A 20,457-nucleotide genomic window follows, 5' to 3' on the forward strand; every position below is an offset into this window, starting at 1 on the left:
ACTCCGGTGGTTCCGGTCACTCCTGTTGGTCCGGTTGGGCCGGTGACTCCGGTCGTTCCCGTGTGTCCGGTTGGTCCTGTCGCTCCGGTCGTTCCCGTCACTCCCGTGGGTCCAGTTGGCCCTGTTGCTCCTGTAGTTCCCGTCTCGCCTGTTGGTCCAGTTGGCCCTGTTGCTCCTGTAGTTCCCGTCTCGCCTGTTGGTCCAGTTGGCCCTGTTGCTCCCGTAGTTCCTGTCACTCCCGTCGGTCCAGTCGGCCCGGTTGCTCCAGTCGGTCCCGTCGGTTCGTCAAGACGTCCACAAAAACACTTATACCTACTCATGTTTTTCTCCTTTCTTAAAGAAATCTCTAATTCCGTTTTCCAATTTATTGAACAATAGTTCTCGTCGTTAGAGATGATTTCCTACCTCCAAACATCCGGCAGTTAGAAAAGCAAAAATAAGGGTTGTCCTTCACAATAAACATTGCAACCTCAGTAAATTCCATCATTCGGAAAATGGAAATCAAAGCAGCAGTTTTCTGGGTTTATTTTTTCCCTCTTCAAGTCTATCAGAACAGTATATGTCTAGATTTTAAGTTTGTATGGGTTTTCTCCCTTCAATTTCCAGGATAGCCACTACAAAAATACTTGAAATACAAAACTATTTATACTATGATTGATTTTAGTTTCTCATCTACATATTGTTTTGTTTTTTAGAATTTTAACTATATATTGTATTTGCCTTAGGAAAAGATGCCGCTAGCGGCTTAATAGGGAATCCGGTGAGAATCCGGAACTGCCCCCGCAACTGTAATTGCTGACGAAATGAGCAAACCACTGTATGAGAGAGTTTATGAAAATAGACGCTCATATGGGAAGGGCTCAAAGTAGAATGAAGCAAAAGTCAGGAGACCTGTCTTTCTTAAGTAGTATCACTTCTTCGGGGATTGAGGAGATGAACGGTGGCAGCAAAAGGCAGGAAGTCTTCTTTTTTCCTTTTGGAAAGTGATCCGTTTCATCCGCTCAAATCCCTTGAGCGGATTTTTTTATTAAAGGGGATATGACGATGACCACAAAAGTAAAGGATGAAATCCAATTAGTATTAGCTTGTATCAAACGAGCTTCAGAAAGATTCCAATTGGATACAACCATGCTTGAAAAACAAATCAGAGAAATGGACGTGCCGGAGGCTGAAGCTAACCAGCAGGCACTCCTCTATGCAGTCAATCAGATTGCCATGGACCAGCCTGATTGGACCTTTGTCGCGTCCAGTTTATTTTTGAATGAATTGTTTCAAAAGGCAGCCCAGAACCGCGGATACGACCCCACCTTAAAATACGGAGATTTTTTCCACCTTATTAAACAGTTAACAGAAATCGGCATTTACTCTAGTAATCTACTAAGCATCTATACGAAAGACGAAATCGATGAACTAGCTAGTGAGATTGCCCCCGAACGGGATACTCTATTTACTTACATCGGATTATTTTTACTAGCCGATCGCTATCTTGCCCAAGATCATGACCGAAATGTCTATGAACTGCCACAAGAGCGCTTCATGATTATTGCGATGACAATTATGAAAAATGAACGTCCAGCAAAACGATTACAGCTTGTCAAAGAAGCATATTGGGCCCTAAGTCATCTCTATATGACCGTTGCGACGCCAACACTTGCTAACGCCGGCAAAAGTTTCGGCCAGCTATCCTCTTGTTTCATTGATACCGTTGACGATTCCCTTGACGGTATTTATTTAAATAATTGGGATACTGCGAGGTTGAGTAAAGATGGGGGCGGCATTGGCCTCTATTTTGGAAAAGTCCGCGCTCTCGGCTCCGATATTAAGAAATTCAAAGGCAACTCTTCAGGGGTTGTTCCGTGGATCAAGCTGGTCAATGATACTGCAGTGAGTGTCGACCAGCTCGGTCAGCGGCAAGGTGCGATTGCTGTTTACTTGGATGTCTTCCATAAAGATATTATGAACGGCTTTCTTGATTTAAAAACGAATAATGGTGATGAACGCCGTAAAGCCCATGATATTTTTACCGGTGTGACCATACCCGATCTATTTATGAAAAAACTGCAGGAAACAGATGAGAATGGAAGAAGTATCGGTGAGTGGTATACCTTTTGTCCCCATCAAGTGAAGCAATATATGGGCTGGAAAGATGAAAACGGGAACCTGCTGGGACTCGAGGATTTTTATGATGAAATCGATCAGCATTATTTTTCAAAAAAATACGAAGAGGCCGTGAATCATCCGCTGCTGCCAAGGAAATCGTACCGGGCGATGGATATTATGGCTCGGATTATGGTGTCCCAGTTGGAAACGGGTACCCCTTACATGTTCTACCGTGACGATGTAAACAGACAAAATCCTAATAAGCACCTGGCAGGAGCGGGCCGCACTTCGATTTTTTGCAGTAACTTATGCACAGAAATCGCGCAAAACATGTCGGCGACAACGATTGTAAACGAATATCAGGATGAAGACGGAAACATCGTCATCGTTCGGAAGCCCGGTGATTTCGTGGTTTGTAATTTGTCTTCTATCAATCTGGCAAAAGCGGTACCGGCCAATGTTCTCGAGCGTTTAATCGGCATTCAAGTGAGAATGTTGGATAACGTCATCGATTTAAATACGATTTCGGTTGGACAGGCCCAGGTAACCAATCAAAAGTTTAGAGCAGTTGGCCTCGGAACGTTCGGCTGGCACCATCTGCTTGCACTCAAAGGCATTCACTGGGAGTCAGCAGCTGCGGTTGAATTGGCCGACCACCTGTATGAGGACATTGCCTACTATACAATCCGTGCCTCTAAAGAATTGGCAATCGAAAAAGGCGCCTATCGGGAGTTTCAAGGATCTGAGTGGCAAACGGGGGCCTATTTTGAGCGGAAAAACTATCATTCTGATCGGTGGATGGATTTAAAGGCGGATATCGCGAAACACGGAATCCGCAACGGCTGGTTAATGGCGGTTGCGCCTAACTCATCAACGGCGAAAATAGGCGGATCCACAGATGGGATTGACCCAATCTATTCCGTTGAATATGCCGAAGAGAAGAAGAATTTTAAATTTAAAGTCACAGCACCGGACTTGAATCATGAAACATACCTATATTACCGCCGGGCAAGACATGAATTAGATCAAGTATGGAGCATTAAACAAAATGCAGCCAGGCAGCGCCACATCGACCAAGGGATCAGCTTCAACCTTTATGTTCGTCATGATATTAAAGCGAAAGAATTACTAAACCTGCATTTGGAAGCTTGGAAACATGGGCTAAAAACAACGTACTACGTTAGAAGTACCTCACAAGCAGAAATAGCAGAATGTGAAGCGTGCCAAAGCTAAATAGGAGGTTTTTTCAGATGGATATTCATGCACCATTAGCAAAAATAAAATTGTTGAACCCCGAGTTTCCTAATAAATCAACCGGGATCATTAACGGTGAATCTTCCGGCCTGCTGAACTGGAATGACATCGCCTACCCGCAGATGTACGATTTGTATCAAACATTATTGGGGAATTTTTGGAAGGCACAGGAAATTAATATGCAGGATGATATTAAACAATGGGATATGCTTAGTGCGGCCGAAAAAGATGTATTTCTAAGGATCAATACCCAGCTGGCCTCGTTGGATAGTCTGCAAACACCAACGATGACACAAGTGATGGATTATGTGACCGATTCCAGCTTTAAGGCGATTTTTGCCGTCATTGCCCAGCAGGAAGCGGTTCATAATGAATCCTATTCTTACATCCTTAGCTCACTTGTCCCTTTAAGCGAGCAAAAGGCCCGGTTCAATCAAGCGAAAAGTGACCCTATCGTGCAAAAACGGAACCAGTTGATTTTGCACGCTTATGAAAGCTTTCGCGAGAATCCGACACCACAGCATTTATTTCAACTAGCGGTCAATTCGATAAATCTCGAGGGGATTTATTTTTATGCGGGATTTGCCTTTTTCTATCACCTTGCCCGTCAGCAAAAAATGCTCAAAACGAGCACAATGATCAGCTACATCCAGCGGGATGAGATGCAGCACGCGTATTTCATCGCCCAGTTTATCCGGATTCTCTTAACAGAAAATCCAGAATTGAATCATCCGGAAAATATCGACTATGTCTATACAGCCATTGGAAAAGCCGTCGAGCTTGAAAAAGAGTGGGCCGCTTTCATCCTTAAAGATATTACGGGAATTGATTTGGATGAGTGCGATGATTACACGGAATACCTGGCTAATAAACGGTTGCGCCAGCTTGGTTTAGCGAATCTTTATGTGGAACGAACCAATCCGATGCCATGGATTCAAGTGTTCAGCGATGACATGATGAACGGAACCAAATCGGATTTCTTTGAACAAAAATCACGGACCTATGCGAAGGTATCGCAATCGAATGGTTTCGATGAACTATGAAGCTCGCCATCATGTATACCTCAAAAACGGGACATACAGAAGAACTCGTTCATTTCATAAGGGATTTATTTTTTGAGAAAAAAATAGAGGTCCGTCTGTTTCGAATTGAGGAATTCCCTATACTGGACCTCGGCGCCTTTGATGGAGTCATTGTTGGAACGTATACATGGGGTGATGGAGAAATTCCGAGTGAAATGCACGCCCTGTATTGCGCTTTTGAAACCGCGAATGTTAAGCATGTCGTTACGGGTATAGTCGGCACAGGCGATAGCTTTTATCCTAAATTTTGCGGCGCAGTCGATGCCTTTCGCGACATGCTCTACGTGCACAGCAACTTAGCAGTCACACTAAAGATCGAAATCGCCCTACAAACAAAAGACCATGAACGATGCCGGCGATTCGTCGAAACATTTTGGAAAAAACTTGAAAATGGTGTCAGGCACCATTTGGAATTAATTTGAAATTGGTGCCTGACACCATATGTTGGCTCTTCAAGAAATGTCAGGCCTCTTCCTTTTCGTGGCCCTTATGGATGGATCTACTATTTGCGATTGACACTTCTTACTAGTTGTTTTTTAGTTGCATTTTCACTGAATATAAATTACAATTATTGTATAAAAATTCACCGCCGTTTTTAGAAAAATAGCCACTTGGAGGAGCAATCATGTTACAGACAAAATTAATAGATTCAGAGCTAGTCGCCTGGACCATTCAGCAGCGCCGACATTTTCATATGCACCCTGAGCTATCAGGACAAGAATATAAGACAGCTGCCTATGTAAAAGAGAAATTAGCTGAATTTGGGATTCCGCTAGATTCCAGGTTTTCAGCACCAAATGTGGTTGCCTTTTTTAAAGGAACGGAAGGAAACAAAACCATTGCGCTTAGAGCCGATATGGATGCCCTTCCGCTTCATGAAGAAGGGGACCACAAGCCTTATATTTCAACCGTCCCCGGCGTTATGCACGGCTGCGGCCATGATGGCCATACTGCCACTTTGCTTGCGGCTGCTAAATGGATGAGTGAAAATCCACATCTCGTAAAAAACAATATTGTCTTAATTTTTCAAAGCTCAGAGGAAGCCTCACCAAGCGGTGCACAGCAGCTTGTAAAAGAGGGGATATTGGACGGAGTCGATGTCATCTATGGCATTCATTATATCTCCGGTATGCCTCTTGGAAAAATTGGCTTTGCCACCGGCTATGCCATGGCCTCAAGTGATGATTTTGACATTACGATTGAAGGAACAGGCGGACATGGCGGCTATCCACATCAAACAGTGGACCCGATCTACATTGCGACCCACCTGATTCAGGCGTTTCAATCGGTTGTCAGCAGAAATTTGAACCCGCTGCATGCAGGAGTGATTTCGTTTGGCGGGATGCAGGCTGGCAATTCCTATAATGTCATTCCTGAAAAGGTTACACTGCAAGGCACGATTCGGGCGATGTCGTTTGATGGAGCAGAGCTGATGCATCAAAAAACGGCTCAGTTAACGGAATCGATATGTGCAAGCTTTGGCGCAAAAGGGCACTACCACTTTATTGAGGGAACGCCGCCGTTGTACAATCACCCGGAGGCATGTGTTGTGGCTAAAGACATCATTGTAAAATCATTTGGCGAAGAGGTCTTTGTGGAAAAGGAACCAGTGATGGGCGCAGAGGATTTCTCCTATTATTTAAAGGAAAAGACCGGAGCCTTCATCAACGTCGGCATGCAAAGCGAAAAAAGCCAATACCCGCACCACCATCCTAAGTTTGACATCGACGAAGCCGCCATCCCCGCCGGAATCGAACTGATGATTCAATTGGCTTTGAACGCATAAATCAACTATGAATATAGTACAAAGGGTGTCAGGCACCATGTGAAAAGTTCACATGGTGCCTGACACCCTTAAAATTTATTTGAGTTCCATGTTCATGATTTCTGTTTTCCCGCTAATTACTTCTGAGGTGTCTCCGTGGTGCAGTTCCTTCAAAATCTCAGAATTGGTTATCACTACTGGGGTAATGATATTGGTAGCCTTTTGTTGGATTAAATCAATGGAGAAGCTGATGAGCTTTGTACCGGCTGCTACTTTGTCGCCAACCTCAACAAACGCTTCGAATCCCTCTCCCTGCATATTGACCGTATCAAGGCCAATATGAATCAGGATTTCCAAACCCTGCTTGGTTTTGAGACCAATGGCGTGTTTTGTTGGAAAAATAGAGACGACTTCACTATCCATAGGAGCAACGACCACCCCTTCAGACGGTACGATGGCAACTCCATCACCTAGCATCTTTTCAGCAAACGTTGGATCTGGCACCTCTTCAATTGGGACTAACCGGCCAGTGACCGGGGCTAAAATGGTTTCTTGTTTTTTCGTTGGAGCCATTCCAAATAATTTTTTAAACATCATCATAATCTCCTTACCGGCATGCTTAACGTGCAAAGAAAGCATAATTTTATTATTTTCTATACATATAAAAAGATCCCGCGGCAATGAACAGTTTCCTGCAGCAAAAATAGGCTAAACCAACATAGTCTTGATGGTGTCAGGCACCGCTATTCTACTTTTCATCGATTTTTTATCGCTTCGACTGTTTGGAGATACATTTTTTCCCGCTCCATATCCGCAAGGAAATGCAAACTGATTCTGTCAATCAGATACAAGGTGCTCATATCCAGCCCGGTTAAGAGAAAATTGTTTCGCAGCGGGTGAACCGTCCACAAGACCTCATCCGATAGTTCTGTCAGCGGTGTCTGCCCAAAGGCGGTAAATGCAATAAGCTTGGCGCCTTTTCCCTTACCTTTTCTGACAGATTGCAGCAAATCTGTCGTTTGCCCGGACCGCGAAAAGGCCAAAATCAAATCGCCTGCTTGCAGCAAGGTACTTCGAATAATCATCAAATGTGGATCTGTCACTGCTTCCGAAATAAAACCCATTCGACTTAAGCGATAATTCAATTCCTGGGCTGCCAATCCTGAACTTCCTAAGCCGTAAATGAAAATCCGCTTGGCCTCTTTCATAAAATGCAACACCCTGTCAAAAGGCTCCGGTTCTATTAACGACTGCACATCCGCCAGCATATCGCGGTAGGAAGAAAACAAGGTTTGTTCGATCCCTTCCTCTTCCTTCGATTCCGAACCGCCCGCAAGCTTCACTTTCATTTCAACAAAGTTGCGGCAAGAAACCTTTTTAGCAAAACGGGTGATCGTGCTGATCGAAACACCTGTTAAATCCGCGAGCTCCTGGATATGACTGTGTGACACCTCTTCTGGATTGGCCAGAATATAGTTAGCAATATTTCTTTCTTTATCGGATAGGGATGAGTAAATACTTTGGATCTCATTCAACACCTGCGACACAAGAAAACATCCTTTTACTTTGGAATTTGAGCAGCAAAGCGGGCCGTAATTTGTTGCGGGCGCGTAATCGCACCGCCAACAACAACGGAATCCACCCCAATTTCAAACGCTCTTTTCAGCATTTCAGGGCTCATAATATTTCCTTCCGCTATGACTGGAATGCTCACTGCTTTAAGAACATTTTTTAAAAAAGCAAAGTCATTCTCGTATAGTTTACTCCCATTTGTTTCATTTGTATAACCATAAAGGGTCGTACCTACACAATCAAATCCCAACTTTTCCGCATTTACAGCTTCCTCAACCGAGGATATATCCGCCATTAACTGGACCTCTGAATTCTTTTCACGGGCAAAAGAGACAAGTTCTTCAAGTGATAAACCATTCGGTCTGTTTCTCATCGTTGCGTCCATGGCAATCATTTCACAGCCGCTTTCGATTAATTCCTCAATTTCCTTTTTCGTTGCGGTAATGAAAACTTCACTATCGTCATAATCCCGTTTCACGATGCCGATCACGGGGAGGGAAACTTCTTCTTTTATGGCCAGGATATCCGCTTTTGAGTTCGCTCGGATTCCAGCGGCACCGCCTTGTTTCGCCGCCAGCGCCATTTTTGACATGATTATTGAGCTGTGAAGAGGCTCCTGTTCCAATGCCTGGCAGGAAACTACGAGACCTCGTTTAATGTTTTCTAGCATGTTATTCACCAACCAATTCTTCAACTTCATTTTTAATAATAGTTACTTCTGGTCCATAAATGACCTGAACGCCATTACCTTTTTTCACGACACCTCTTGCACCTGTCTTTTTCAAAATATCATCACTGACACGTCCCACATCCGTAACCGTCACACGTAAACGAGTGGCACAGCAGTCGACATTTTGCAGATTCTCTTTACCGCCAAGTCCTTCGACAATTGTTTGAGCCCGTTCACTTTTATTCGTGACATGGACAACTGCCTCGCCTGCATCTTCACGTCCTGGTGTTTTGAAATTGAACTTCTTAATCATGAACTTGAATGAGAAATAGTAAACGAAGAACCATGGAATACCAATCACAGGAACCATTAACCAATTGGTTTTCGCCGTTCCTTGTAAAACACCGAATAAAATGAAATCAATAAATCCGCCTGAGAACGTTTGACCAATTGTAATTTGGAAAATATGAGCAAGCATGAAGGCCATACCATCCAAGAACGCATGCAATACATAAAGTGCAGGAGCAATAAACAAGAATGAAAATTCAATTGGTTCTGTGATTCCTGTTAAGAAAGAAGTAAGTGCGGCTGAAGCGAGCAGGCCGGCAACTTTCTTTTTATTTTCCGGTTTGGCTGTATGATACATCGCCAAGCAGGCACCGACTAATCCAAACATCATTGTAATAAAACGCCCGGACATAAATCGTGCTGTACCAATATAGAACTTTTGTGTCTCAGGATCCGCCAGCTGTGCGAAGAAGATACGCTGTGTTCCTTCCACAAGCTTGCCATCGACTGTTAACGCGCCGCCCAGACTGGTTGTCCAAAATGGCATATAGAAAATATGGTGCAAACCAAATGGTCCAAGCATCCGAAGAACAAATCCATAAATGAACGTGCCAATGTAACCTGTTGCCTCAACAAGGCCGCCCATTTGAAAAATTCCCTTTTGAATAAATGGCCAAACAAAGAAAACCGCTACACCAAGAAAAATGGCCGCAAAGGAAGCAATAATCGGAACAAAGCGCGAACCGCTGAAAAATCCTAAAAACTGTGGCAATTGTTTTTTGTTATAGCGATTGTGCAGCCATGATGTCAAGATCCCGACAACTACACCACCGAAAACACCCGTTTCAAGTGTCTGAATGCCAAGTGTCATTCCTTGCCCAACAGCTGCAGGATTTTCTACATTCATCTTGCCAGTAATTGTTAACAAAGAGGAGATCGTTGCATTCATAACGAGGAATGCTAACACACCGGCAAGACCTGCTGTTCCTTTATCCGTTCTCGCTAGTCCAACAGAAATACCAACGGCAAACAGTAATGCTAGGTTGGCAAACACCACGGAGCCGGCGCTAGACATAATGGTAAATATATTTTGCAGCCAAGAAATATCTAAAAACGGATAGGCTTTAACCGTGTTTGGATTCGACAATGCTCCACCGATTCCAAGCAACAAACCCGCTGCCGGAAGCACTGCGATCGGAAGCATGAATGACTTACCAAACTGTTGTGCTTTCTCGAAGAAATTATTCATCAAACTTACCTCCAATATGAAAATTATTTTCATCCGTTAGTATAAAATATTTATTTATAAAAATCAAGAAAGGGTTTTCAAATGCGGCAACTATTCCCTATGTAAGTTTTGGAAGATTCCCTAAAGAATCCTTTCACTCTGTATCTTTTGATAAAAGCGCCTATTTTAATCTGTTTCCTCTAATTTACGTCACTATCGTACCTTTTAAAAAAAGAAGGTGTCAGGCACCATGTGAATTTTTCACATGGTGCCTGACACCTATTTATAAACCTCTTCCCTCGAATGGAAACCGTCCTTTATAATGGTTTCGTCGATGTTGTGCTTATCGACTGCGATTGGTGAGAGTAGGACAGAAGGGACTTCGATTTTCCCGTTGTTGACTTTCCTGTCCGCTTCTACTTTTTCACCTTTTGCTAGCTTAACGGCAAGCTCAGCTGCTGTTTGGGCCAGTGTCCTTATCGGCTTGTAGACAGTCATGATTTGAGTCCCTTCGACGATCCGCTTTGCAGCAGCCAGATCGGCATCTTGACCGGCAACTGGAATATTTCCTTTGAGTCCCTGTAATTCGAGTGCTTTAATGACACCTCCAGCCGTTGCATCATTTGCAGCGATGACTGCGTCAATTTGATTATGATTGGCGATTAGCGCAGCCTCCATATTTGAATAGGCATTAGCAGGAGTCCAGTTTTGGGTCCATTGGTCAAAGACGACGGTAATGTCACCGTTTTCAATGAACGGCTTCAGCACGTTAAATACTCCCTTTTTGAATAAATGAGCATTATTATCTGTCACCGCGCCCCCGATGTAAGCATATTTACCTTTTGGAACCAACTTTGTCATTGCCTCCGCTTGCAATTCTCCTACCTTTTCATTATCGAAGGAAATATATAAGTCAATATCTGCATTTTTAATTAGCCGGTCGTATGAAATGACCTTAATCCCTGCTAAATGCGCCTTATTAACAATGGAAGCAGTCGATTCCGCATTGTAGGGAACGACTACTAGGACGTCAACACCTTTCTTGATTAACTCCTCGGCTTGGAATATTTGTAAGGCGTCGTCTCCGTCGGCTTCCATGATCTCCACTTTTGCACCCAGCTTTTCAGCTTCCTCTTTGAAGGAATCTCTGTCCTTTAGCCAACGCTCTTCCTTTAATGTATCCATTGAGAAGCCAATTGTAATCCGATCTTTAGAGGGTGTTTCGCTTTTTGGTATTTTCATAGGAGCTTTAGATTCTGGATGTTTGTTGCCGCCAACACAGCCCGAGACAAAAAATACGAAAACGAGTGTGAGTACGATCAGCCTTGTTCCAATGAAAGCCCGTCCCATCTATCTCTCTCCCTCCTTTTCTAATCAAGCATCAACATCTTTTTTCCGAGGATTGTACTCCGATACTCCTTCGGGGAAACGGTACACATTTTCTTGAACACTTTGCTGAAATAATTCGGGTCGTGGTAACCTACCTCAAATGTAATTTCTTTTATACTTTTCACAGGATCAGCCAATAGTTTTTTAGCTTTCTCGATTCGGTATTCAGTCAGCAAGTCAATATAATTGACACCTAGCTTCTCTTTGAATATTTTACTTATATACATCGGGCTTAAGCCGACCTTCCTCCCTAACGCCTCCAGAGAAATATCCTCATTAGAGTGTTCAAAGATATATTGTTTAATTTGATGGATTGAATCTGCACCAAGCCTGTCAAAGTGATTCACGTACGACCCCATCATGCGGTCAAGCATTTGGATGGTTTCTGAGCGAAGCTGCCGGTAATCAATCGTTTGATAGGAGAATAGCGGCGTCACTGTCTCTACTCCCATTTCACTCATGACCCTTGTAATAATCCAGAGTACTTCGAGCATCCGCTGCTGCGTTTGTAAAAGATTCGCACCTTCACTTTCGTAGCATTGAATGATTTTCAAAACGTCCATACGAATTGGCTCCCACTGCCCGAGACGAATTTGATCAAAAAATTCTTTTTTGTGATGTAGAAGGGGAAGCCCATTGTTCAAATCACTCAGAACAGGTACATCTGAATAAAAACGGAACTTCAGCGGAAGTGAGGTGTCAATAGTAGCGATCAGTGATTCCTGATAGGATTGACGAATCTGATCCAGTGAACCGCAGACATTCCCTATTCCGATAAACCAGCCCGAGCTGCGGCCATTTTTCGCTAAGGAAAGAATCTCACGGGCAAGAGTACTGGCCTCCGACCTGAACGATCTTTCCGGCTGCCGGAACACAATGATGGGAAGTTGATTGCCGTACAACGCGCCCACCCATCCGCTCCTCGTCTGACTTACTTTTTCTTTAATGGCAGAATATAGGTTTTCCGAACCTGCTGGTAACAGAACAATCATGACAAACATCTCGTTCGTGGATGGATTGTCCAACATCTCTACCAACATGCTTACATGAACTTCATGTACGTGATCAAACAACAGTTGGGTAACCACATCGGTTTCTACAAGTGTCATTGTTTTTTGAAGCGCTTCCTTTTCAAGCCTGCTTTTCCTAAGCGATTTTCGCTCTTCTTCAACCTGCTTCAGGACCTTGCCAATTGTCGCTGTAATGTCGCTTGCTTTGCTCGGTTTAAGCAAATAGTCCTTAACACCCAGCTTAATCGCCTGACGCATGAAATCAAACGTATCATAGGCAGTGACCATAATGAACTTAATAGTTGGATACTCTGCCGCGATTCGTTCAACCGCTTCAAGCCCATTCATCCCTGGCATTTTAATATCCATTGATATGACATCTGGTATGAATTCTGGTACCAATTCTATTGCCATATCCCCACTTTTCGCCTGTTCGATGACGAGTTCCGGGTAAGCTTTTTCTAAAATGGCCTGCATTCCCTCACGCTCTACTTGTTCGTCATCAACAATCAGGAGCTTTAGCATCCATTTTTCACTCCTTCTTTCGGTATGTTTATGATCACTTTCGTACCTTGACCCTTTTTACTTACGATATCGATTACGTCCGCATAGTCGTAGAAGAAACGCAAACGCTTTACCACGTTACTAAAGCCAATCCCTGTAGAATGACCTTCTGTTTGGATAAGATTCTCCTCGAGGATTTGTTTGATTGTATCCTCTGCCATCCCCATGCCATCATCTTCAATTTCTATTGTGATTTGATCCTTTCCATCGATAACCCGAATCCATATGACCCCGCCATCCGATTTGGGCTCAATTGCATGGATGACAGCATTCTCGATGATTGGCTGTAAGGTTAAGGCCGGAATCTTAACATTCAAGCAGGATTCATCTATTTCCATATATAGTTGTAAACGATCTGTAAACCTTGCTTTTTGGATATCCATATACTGCCTTAACACTTCGACTTCCTCAAACAGCGTGACAGATCTGTCAATCCGCTTTAAATTGTAGCGCAATAAACCAGCGACGTTTACGAGAAGATCGCTTGTTTCTTCAGAGCCTTCTAGATAGGCCTTCTTTGAAAGGGTATTGAGTGTGTTAAATAAAAAGTGTGGATTGATTTGACTTTGCAGGCTTCGAAACTGACTTTCCTGCAACAGAATCTTATTCTGCTGCAGCTCACGTTCAAGCTGCGCCTTTTGCTTGATTTCCGATATTAAATTATTGATATTGATTCGCATGCGATCAAACGTCCTAGCGAGAAAGGCAATTTCATCATTGGTTTCTACCTTGATTTGCAAATCGAACCTGCCTTTTGACAATTCATTTGCTGCTTGTGTCAATTTAAATACCGGTTTCGTAATACTCAATGACATCCTATACGTCACTAACAGAAGCAGGAACGTAATCAGCAGTAACAGCCAGATACCCAGTTTCATTACTTCTCCGGATTGTTCGATGATGCCGCGATAGAAGCGTTCATACGATTTCAGATCTGTGTCGATTAGTGTGAGTGACGTCTCAGAAATGTAGCTAGAGATACGCATTGCCTCCCCAAATTCTTTCACAGAAGCTTCGGTATCCTTCTCCGAATAAAACAACAGTAAACGATTCGATGTTTCAATAAGACTATCAATCAAATTAAGATAATTAGTCAATGTGAAATTATTCTCAACATTTCTTAACGCGTAAACGCCCATTTTTGCTGTTTGAATTTCGTCCTTACTCTGATTAAGCCGATCTAGATTCTTAGTGGACGGCATCAGCATATAGTTGTTAAGATCTGTTATCACGTGCTGGCTTGCACCGGTGACTTCATTTATACTTAAATATCGTTGAAGAATTTTATTATATTGCTTTTGGGTTTGATGATTATATAAGGTTAGCCCTATCCAAATAACGGACATGATGACTAAAACAACTGTGGTAAGCATTAATATTTTCTTTTGAATCCCGATCATTGTACTTCATTCGCTTTCACAATTTTGATATCAGTAAAATAACCGTCAATATTAAGCGGTACCGTGTCACCATTTAACCATTCCATTATCCGCTCTACACTTATCTCGCCCATTTTCTCCGGGGACTGCTCAATCATCGCGTCCAGCCTCCCCTGCTTTAGCAGTGATAACGATTCCGGACTATCGTCAAATGAATAAAGGTGATAGTGATCTGCCTGATAGCGATTTCTAATTTCTTGGGCCATTGCCCCAGCGGCATTTGCATTGACCACGATAAAGGCATTTACATTCGGTGTACGGTTGAGCACGTCCCGGGTAGCGGCCATTATTTGCTCTCTTGTATCAGTCGTTTCCGCATTGATGATCTTCACGTTTGGATAATCCTTCAAAACATTTTGAATACCCCTGAGCCGCTCTGTCTGATAGTATACCTGGTGGCTGTCGTACATGAGGACGACCGTTCCTGCTGAACCCATGTCAGTAAGCAATTGCTGTGCAATCATTTTCCCCGCCATATATTGGTCAGAACCAACGTACGTCCTTCTAAGGCTTTCCGCCATTGGAACATCGTTCGCAACTGTAATGATAGGAATTCCATAAAACGAAGCTTTGATCTTCGTTAATTCTTTAAACGCTTCGGTATCGAGGCCTTGGATAATAATACCATCCACCTTGGAATGGATCGCAATTTCTATTTTCTTCAAGAAATCTTCTTGGTTGTTTCCATAAATCCCCCATACTTCAAGGCTGATTCCATCCTTCTTAGCTTGCTTCCTGGCACCATGACCAACCTTATCCCAGAAGGGAGTTTCCATATCTTGTGTAATGAGAACAAGACGGTATTGCTCCTGCTTTTGGTCGATTGATAGAGGTAATTGCCAATCGGAGTGAAAAACTTTTTTAGCTGATAGGAATGTTAAATAACAAAGGAGGATGAAGATACATGATAATATGAGAATGCTAGTTTTTCGCACGGGAAGTGTCTCCTTTATCAAAATAATCGGCTAAATTCATCATATCATCCAACTGCCATTCTTCAAGACAACGAATAAATTAAAAAAGAGGAACTTTTGGGTCCCTCCAGTAACTATAACCGTACACTATTAACCTATCTCTTTTTCCGTGTCATTACATCAAAAATAACAGCTCCAGCCAATACGCCGCCGCGAATCATATACTGATAAGAGATTCCGACTCCAAGTAAGTTCATTCCGTTCGTAAGGGCAGCCATTACAATCGCTCCAATTACAGCCCCAGTTACTTTACCAACACCACCGGCAGAGGATACACCACCGACGTATGCTGCTGCAATGGCATCAAGTTCAAACAATGTACCTGCAGTTGTAGTAGCCGATTGCAAACGAGAGGTAAATAGAATACCTGAGAGTGCTGCCAGCATTCCCATTGATCCGAATACAATGTAGGTAATTTTCTTTACGTTCATACCGCTAAGATGCGCGGCTTCCGGGTTACTTCCTACAGCATAGATATGTCTCCCAAGCACCGTCTTTGTTGTGAGGAAGTGATAGATTACAACAATCACTACCATGATGATGACCGTCCAGGAAAATCCGTTATAGCCGGCTAGAATCCAAGTAATATAGGCAATGATAGCTGAAACACATACAACTTTCAGCGCAAAAATTTCTTTAGAAATCACTTCAAATCCATACTTAATCTTGTTCTTACGCGTTGATATATCACTGTAGATATATAGTAAAATACCTAAAAACCCGACAATCAGCGAAAGCAAATGAAGACCGTTCACTTCGAGAAGTGAAGGTATATATCCGTTTCCGATTTTATTAAAAGCATCGTTCTGGATAATAATCGTTCCAGTTTTTTCTGTGACCTGCAATAGGGCTCCTCTGAAGATCAGCATCCCTGCCAGGGTTGCAACAAAGGCGGGTATGCCAATCTGGGCAACTAGTAAGCCGGTGAACAATCCAATGATAATTCCTAAAATAAGAATGATAGGGAGCGTAATATAGATAGGGATTCCCGCTTGCATAAGGAGAATAGCGGTAATGGCGCCAAGGAATCCCGCCAAAAATCCGATGGATAAATCAATATGCCGAATCACAATAACAAGAGTCATTCCGACTGCCAGCACAGCAATGTAACCGGTGGAATCGAGTAGATTACTTAAATTACGGGAAGACATAAAGAGTCCATCCGTCATAATGGAGAAAGTTAGGAAAATGACAAATAAGGCAATATACATACCGTATTCACGAATATTTTCACTGATTAGCGTTTTTAATTCCTTAAATAAGTTCATTGGTTTAACCTCCTATTGCCTATTGCGTTGCCAGCTGCATAATTTTTTCCTGGTTGGCCGCTTCGACGTTCATTTCACCTTTAATTTCGCCTTGAGCCATAACATACACGCGATCACTCATTCCAAGTACTTCACCAAGCTCAGAAGAAATCATGATAATGCTCATACCTTCGTCAATCAACTTATTCATCACTGTGTAAATTTCAAATTTAGCACCAACGTCGATTCCGCGGGTGGGTTCATCCAATATAAGCAGCTTCGGCCCGACAAATAACCATTTACCTAAGGACACTTTCTGTTGATTGCCGCCACTTAAATTCCCTGTCATTTGCTCCAAGGAGGACGCTTTAATGGTTAGGGAATTTTTATAGTCTTCTGCTATTTTGATTTCTTCATTGTCGTTTATGACACCCCTTGTGGAGATGCCCTTTAGATTTGCCGCTGAAATATTACTTTTAATATCTTGTATTAAAAACAGTCCATCGCCCTTGCGATCTTCCGTTACATATGCGATTCCTGCCTTGATTGCTTCACTTGGGTGTTTAAGTGTCGTTGATGCGCCATTCAACACTAAATCTCCCTGCAGCTTGTAGGACCTGGCATTACCGAAAATGCTAAGAGCAAGTTCTGTTCTTCCAGAGCCCATCAAACCTGCAATCCCGACGATTTCGCCTTTTTTAACATGAAGATTTACGTCCTTAACGACTTTTCTGCCTAATTGAGGGTCATAGCAGGACCAGTTAGCTAATTCGAGAATTTTCTCGCTCGTTCTTTTCTTTTCTCTTTTCGGAAAAATATCATCAATCTCGCGCCCAACCATATTTTTGATGATGAGACCTTCGAGAATTTCTCCTTTTGTGGCATCCAACGTGCAGATGGTTTGTCCATCCCTGAGTACTGTCGCCTTATCAGCAATCGAGATGACCTCTTTCAATTTGTGTGAAATCATGATGCAGGTGATTCCCTGATTTTTCAGCTCACCTAATAACTCAAGAAGATTTTCACTATCATCCTCATTAAGTGCGGCAGTCGGTTCATCCAAAATAAGCAGCTTTACATCTTTACTTAACGCCTTGGCAATTTCGACAAGCTGCTGTTTTCCAACACCCAAGTCTTTAATTAACGTATCAGGATTTACATCTAGCTTTACTTTTTCCAGCATTTTCTTTGCTTTGACGATCGTCTGGTTCCAGTCGATAATTCCCCCGCGCTTCACTTCGTTACCTGCAAAGATATTTTCGTAGACTGTAAGATCAGGAAACAACGCCAGCTCCTGATAAATAATTCCGATGCCCGCCTTCACGCTATCACTAATTTTGTTAAACTGCTGCACATTACCTTCAAAAACGATATCACCCTCATAAGTCCCATAAGGATGCACACCGCTGAGTACTTTCATCAGCGTTGACTTCCCCGCTCCGTTCTCGCCTATTAAGCAGTGAATCTCACCTTTTTCCACTTTAAAATTAACATTACTAAGTGCCTTGACTCCGCTAAAGTGTTTGGAAATTTGATTCATTTCCAAAATATATTCACTCATACTAAACACCCCTAACCTAAAACACGGTTTTAATTGCAAAATAGTGATAGATAGGTCTACCACTATTTCGCAACAACCATTGCTTTATGCTTTTTACAACCCTTTAAAGTCGCTTGCTTTGTAGTAATCTGAATCGATTAGTTCTTTCTTCACATTTTCTTTATCGACAATAATAACGTCCGTTTGTTTTGCATTTACTTTAATCTTGCCATTGTCGTAAGTTCCTGTTGTTTCAGGTTTTTTTCCATCTAAAATCGTAACAGCCATCCCCATTGCATCCTTAACAAGTGTACGGACATCCTTGAACACGGTCATCGATTGTTTGCCGTCAATGACGTATTGAATCGATGCTTTTTCAGCGTCTTGACCTGTTACAACATAGCTCTTAATATCGCCGTCAGAAGCAAATACATCAGCGATTGAACGTGCCGTTCCATCGTTTGGAGCTAATACGGCTACATCTCCTTTTAAAGCCGCACTCGCAGCTGTTAAATGGGTTTGCGCTTTGTTTTTCGCATCGTTTGCATCCCAGTTTGTGGTAACTTGACCTAATATTTTACTTAATTCTTCACGTGAAAGCTCTTGCTTCTCTTTTAAACCTTCAGCTGCACTGGAGTTAGCCACTTTAAATGTTCCATCAGCGATTTTTGGCTGAAGAACGCTCCATGCTCCTTGGAAGAACAAGAATGCGTTATTGTCAGAAGCCGCGCCAGCATAAAGATATAATGGCATATCTTTACCTTTTACATGGTCAATCAAGTATTGCGCTTGTGCTGCGCCTACTGCTACGCTGTCGAATGTAACGTAGTAATCAACAGCATCTGTATGTGTGATCAAACGGTCATATGAAATAACGGTGATTTTCTCTTTTTTAGCTGCTTCCACTGCTGCAGCAGCCGCATCACCATCTTGCGGGCAGATAATTAGAACTTTAATACCTTTGTTAATAAGAGTTTCAACGTTCTCTTTTTCCTTAGCAGAAGAACCTTGGCTGAATAAAATTTCTGTTGTATAATCAGAGCCTTTTAAAGCATCTTTAAATCGTTGTTCGTCCTGGACCCATCTTGGCTCATCTTTTGTCGGCAATACGATTCCAACATCCACTTTACCTGCTTTACCGCCAGTTTTGCCGCTGCAAGCTGCCAGCATACCAGTGATGAGCATAACTGCCATCAGCAAAGAAATCACTTTTACTAGTTTTTTCATTTTAGTTTCCCTCCGACCTATTTTTATGATTACAGTTCAATTATATCTGGGTGGGTAACGAATGTAAGCGGTAACAAAGGGTATTCTTTTATCATCATCTGGAGTTTTTTATGCTTTCTAGGAAAATCACAATAAATTGGGGGAAGCTACTCGAGGGGTTCTCCTGTCTTCTAGAAATCGGACGAGATTCCTTTCGAAAATAGGCTGTGTTAAAGAATATTGTTGATTTTGAACACAATGTTGATTGGAGTGGAAGGCGCGAGACTCCTGCGGGAGCAGCGGGACAGGTGAGACCCCGCAGGCGCGCAATTCGCCGAGGAGGCTCACCGCCCGCCCCGCGAACCGCTCGCGCCTGGAACGGAAATCAACATTCCCTTTTAACACAGCCCAAAAATAAAAAAAACCGATTCTCTTATCTAAAAAGAAAATCGGTAAAGGAGATATTCTACTTTTATGCTTGCCTGCTTTCAAGCCTGCGCGCGATTAATGACAAACAATAGTTAACAATAAAGTACATGAAAGCCACTACAACAAAGATTGGAATAATGTAATTAATATTTTGCGCATAAATGATTTGGGCATTGTGCATGAATTCCGGCAGGGCAATAATCACACACAATGAAGTGTCCTTCAATAACGAAATAAATTGACTGACAATCGGTGGAACCATGCGCCGAAGTGCTTGTGGCATGACAATAGACACTAATGTTTGGATATACGTTAACCCTGATGAACGGGCAGCTTCAATTTGTCCTTTATCAATGGAATTCAAGCCGCTCCTTACAATCTCAGCCAGCATCGCTGACTCAAACACAGTCAATGCCGCTATCGCCGCAACCGTTGGGCTTAGCTTTAGTCCCACTTCCGGCAGGGCAAAAAAGATAAAGAAAATGATAAGCAGCAATGGCAGATTCCGAATCGTTTCGACGATTACTGCCACGACCTTTGATAGGAACGGAATGTTTGCATATCGTAAGGTCCCAAACACGATTCCAATAATAAAGCTTAGTATAATAGAAATAAAGGCAACATAAAGCGTCAACTTAAACCCATCGGCGAGGAATTTTAAATGATCGACTGAGAGAGCGCCTGCAATATCCATAATTCC

General features: G+C 42.7%; 17 protein-coding genes and 1 riboswitch. Of the genes, 4 read left to right on the forward strand and 13 right to left on the reverse strand.

Annotated elements, in window-relative coordinates; translation table 11 throughout:
• A partial coding sequence (locus ACIQCO_RS06395; RefSeq protein ID WP_400426847.1) for a hypothetical protein occupies positions 1 to 320 on the reverse strand: 320 nt, incomplete at its 3' end.
• Positions 321 to 712: 392 nt separating this feature from the next.
• Positions 713 to 912, forward strand: a riboswitch (cobalamin riboswitch).
• A gap of 132 nt (positions 913 to 1,044) precedes the next feature.
• Here ACIQCO_RS06395 and ACIQCO_RS06400 point away from each other — a divergent pair.
• The 4 genes from ACIQCO_RS06400 (at position 1,045) to ACIQCO_RS06415 (ending at position 6,222) form a co-directional block, all read left to right on the forward strand.
• A complete protein-coding gene (locus ACIQCO_RS06400) occupies positions 1,045 to 3,333 on the forward strand; it encodes a ribonucleoside-diphosphate reductase subunit alpha (protein WP_400426850.1) in 2,289 nt (762 codons plus the stop codon).
• Between the two features lie 17 nt (positions 3,334 to 3,350).
• On the forward strand, positions 3,351 to 4,397 hold the full coding sequence (locus tag ACIQCO_RS06405; RefSeq protein ID WP_400426852.1) for a ribonucleotide-diphosphate reductase subunit beta: 1,047 nt from the start codon (positions 3,351 to 3,353) through the stop codon (positions 4,395 to 4,397).
• The gene (locus ACIQCO_RS06410; protein ID WP_400426854.1) at positions 4,394 to 4,858 is read left to right on the forward strand and encodes a flavodoxin domain-containing protein; all 465 of its coding nucleotides are present in this window, start codon (positions 4,394 to 4,396) and stop codon (positions 4,856 to 4,858) included. The genes ACIQCO_RS06405 and ACIQCO_RS06410 overlap by 4 nt, the downstream gene beginning before the upstream one ends.
• Before the next feature lie 203 nt (positions 4,859 to 5,061).
• Entirely contained in the window at positions 5,062 to 6,222 is a 1,161-nt protein-coding gene (locus tag ACIQCO_RS06415; protein WP_400426856.1) for a M20 metallopeptidase family protein, read from the forward strand.
• Positions 6,223 to 6,297: 75 nt separating this feature from the next.
• Here the strand turns inward: ACIQCO_RS06415 and ACIQCO_RS06420 are convergent, their stop codons facing one another.
• From ACIQCO_RS06420 to ACIQCO_RS06475, 12 genes are all read right to left on the reverse strand, one after another.
• Positions 6,298 to 6,795 carry a PTS sugar transporter subunit IIA gene (locus ACIQCO_RS06420; protein WP_400426858.1) on the reverse strand — a complete coding sequence of 166 codons (498 nt, stop codon included), beginning with the start codon at positions 6,793 to 6,795 and terminating at the stop codon, positions 6,298 to 6,300.
• Positions 6,796 to 6,956: 161 nt separating this feature from the next.
• Entirely contained in the window at positions 6,957 to 7,748 is a 792-nt protein-coding gene (locus ACIQCO_RS06425; protein ID WP_400426860.1) for a MurR/RpiR family transcriptional regulator, read from the reverse strand.
• A 14-nt stretch (positions 7,749 to 7,762) separates the two neighbouring features.
• Positions 7,763 to 8,443, reverse strand: a complete 681-nt coding sequence (locus ACIQCO_RS06430) for an N-acetylmannosamine-6-phosphate 2-epimerase (RefSeq protein WP_400426979.1) — start codon at positions 8,441 to 8,443, stop codon at positions 7,763 to 7,765.
• 1 nt (position 8,444) lies between these two features.
• Entirely contained in the window at positions 8,445 to 9,980 is a 1,536-nt protein-coding gene (gene ptsG, locus ACIQCO_RS06435) for a glucose-specific PTS transporter subunit IIBC (RefSeq protein ID WP_400426862.1), read from the reverse strand.
• Between the two features lie 258 nt (positions 9,981 to 10,238).
• Complete coding sequence (gene xylF / locus ACIQCO_RS06440; protein ID WP_400426863.1) at positions 10,239 to 11,309, reverse strand: D-xylose ABC transporter substrate-binding protein; 1,071 nt, start codon at positions 11,307 to 11,309, stop codon at positions 10,239 to 10,241.
• A 20-nt stretch (positions 11,310 to 11,329) separates the two neighbouring features.
• Positions 11,330 to 12,883, reverse strand: a complete 1,554-nt coding sequence (locus tag ACIQCO_RS06445; protein ID WP_400426864.1) for a response regulator — start codon at positions 12,881 to 12,883, stop codon at positions 11,330 to 11,332.
• On the reverse strand, positions 12,877 to 14,322 hold the full coding sequence (locus ACIQCO_RS06450; RefSeq protein ID WP_400426865.1) for a sensor histidine kinase: 1,446 nt from the start codon (positions 14,320 to 14,322) through the stop codon (positions 12,877 to 12,879). The genes ACIQCO_RS06445 and ACIQCO_RS06450 overlap by 7 nt, the downstream gene beginning before the upstream one ends.
• Positions 14,319 to 15,296, reverse strand: a complete 978-nt coding sequence (locus tag ACIQCO_RS06455; protein WP_400426867.1) for a sugar ABC transporter substrate-binding protein — start codon at positions 15,294 to 15,296, stop codon at positions 14,319 to 14,321. Before ACIQCO_RS06455 ends, ACIQCO_RS06450 begins: the two co-directional genes overlap by 4 nt.
• 134 nt (positions 15,297 to 15,430) lie before the next feature.
• Positions 15,431 to 16,603 carry a sugar ABC transporter permease gene (locus ACIQCO_RS06460; RefSeq protein ID WP_400426868.1) on the reverse strand — a complete coding sequence of 391 codons (1,173 nt, stop codon included), beginning with the start codon at positions 16,601 to 16,603 and terminating at the stop codon, positions 15,431 to 15,433.
• A gap of 19 nt (positions 16,604 to 16,622) precedes the next feature.
• Positions 16,623 to 18,143, reverse strand: coding sequence for an ATP-binding cassette domain-containing protein (locus ACIQCO_RS06465; RefSeq protein ID WP_400426869.1), 1,521 nt, complete (start codon positions 18,141 to 18,143; stop codon positions 16,623 to 16,625).
• A gap of 93 nt (positions 18,144 to 18,236) precedes the next feature.
• The gene (locus ACIQCO_RS06470; RefSeq protein WP_400426870.1) at positions 18,237 to 19,349 is read right to left on the reverse strand and encodes a sugar ABC transporter substrate-binding protein; all 1,113 of its coding nucleotides are present in this window, start codon (positions 19,347 to 19,349) and stop codon (positions 18,237 to 18,239) included.
• A gap of 451 nt (positions 19,350 to 19,800) precedes the next feature.
• Entirely contained in the window at positions 19,801 to 20,451 is a 651-nt protein-coding gene (locus tag ACIQCO_RS06475) for an amino acid ABC transporter permease (protein ID WP_400426871.1), read from the reverse strand.
• Between the last annotated feature and the right edge of the window lie 6 nt (positions 20,452 to 20,457).

This window comes from Neobacillus sp. NPDC093127 (genome assembly GCF_044754175.1).
Classification (GTDB): domain Bacteria; phylum Bacillota; class Bacilli; order Bacillales; family Cytobacillaceae; genus Neobacillus.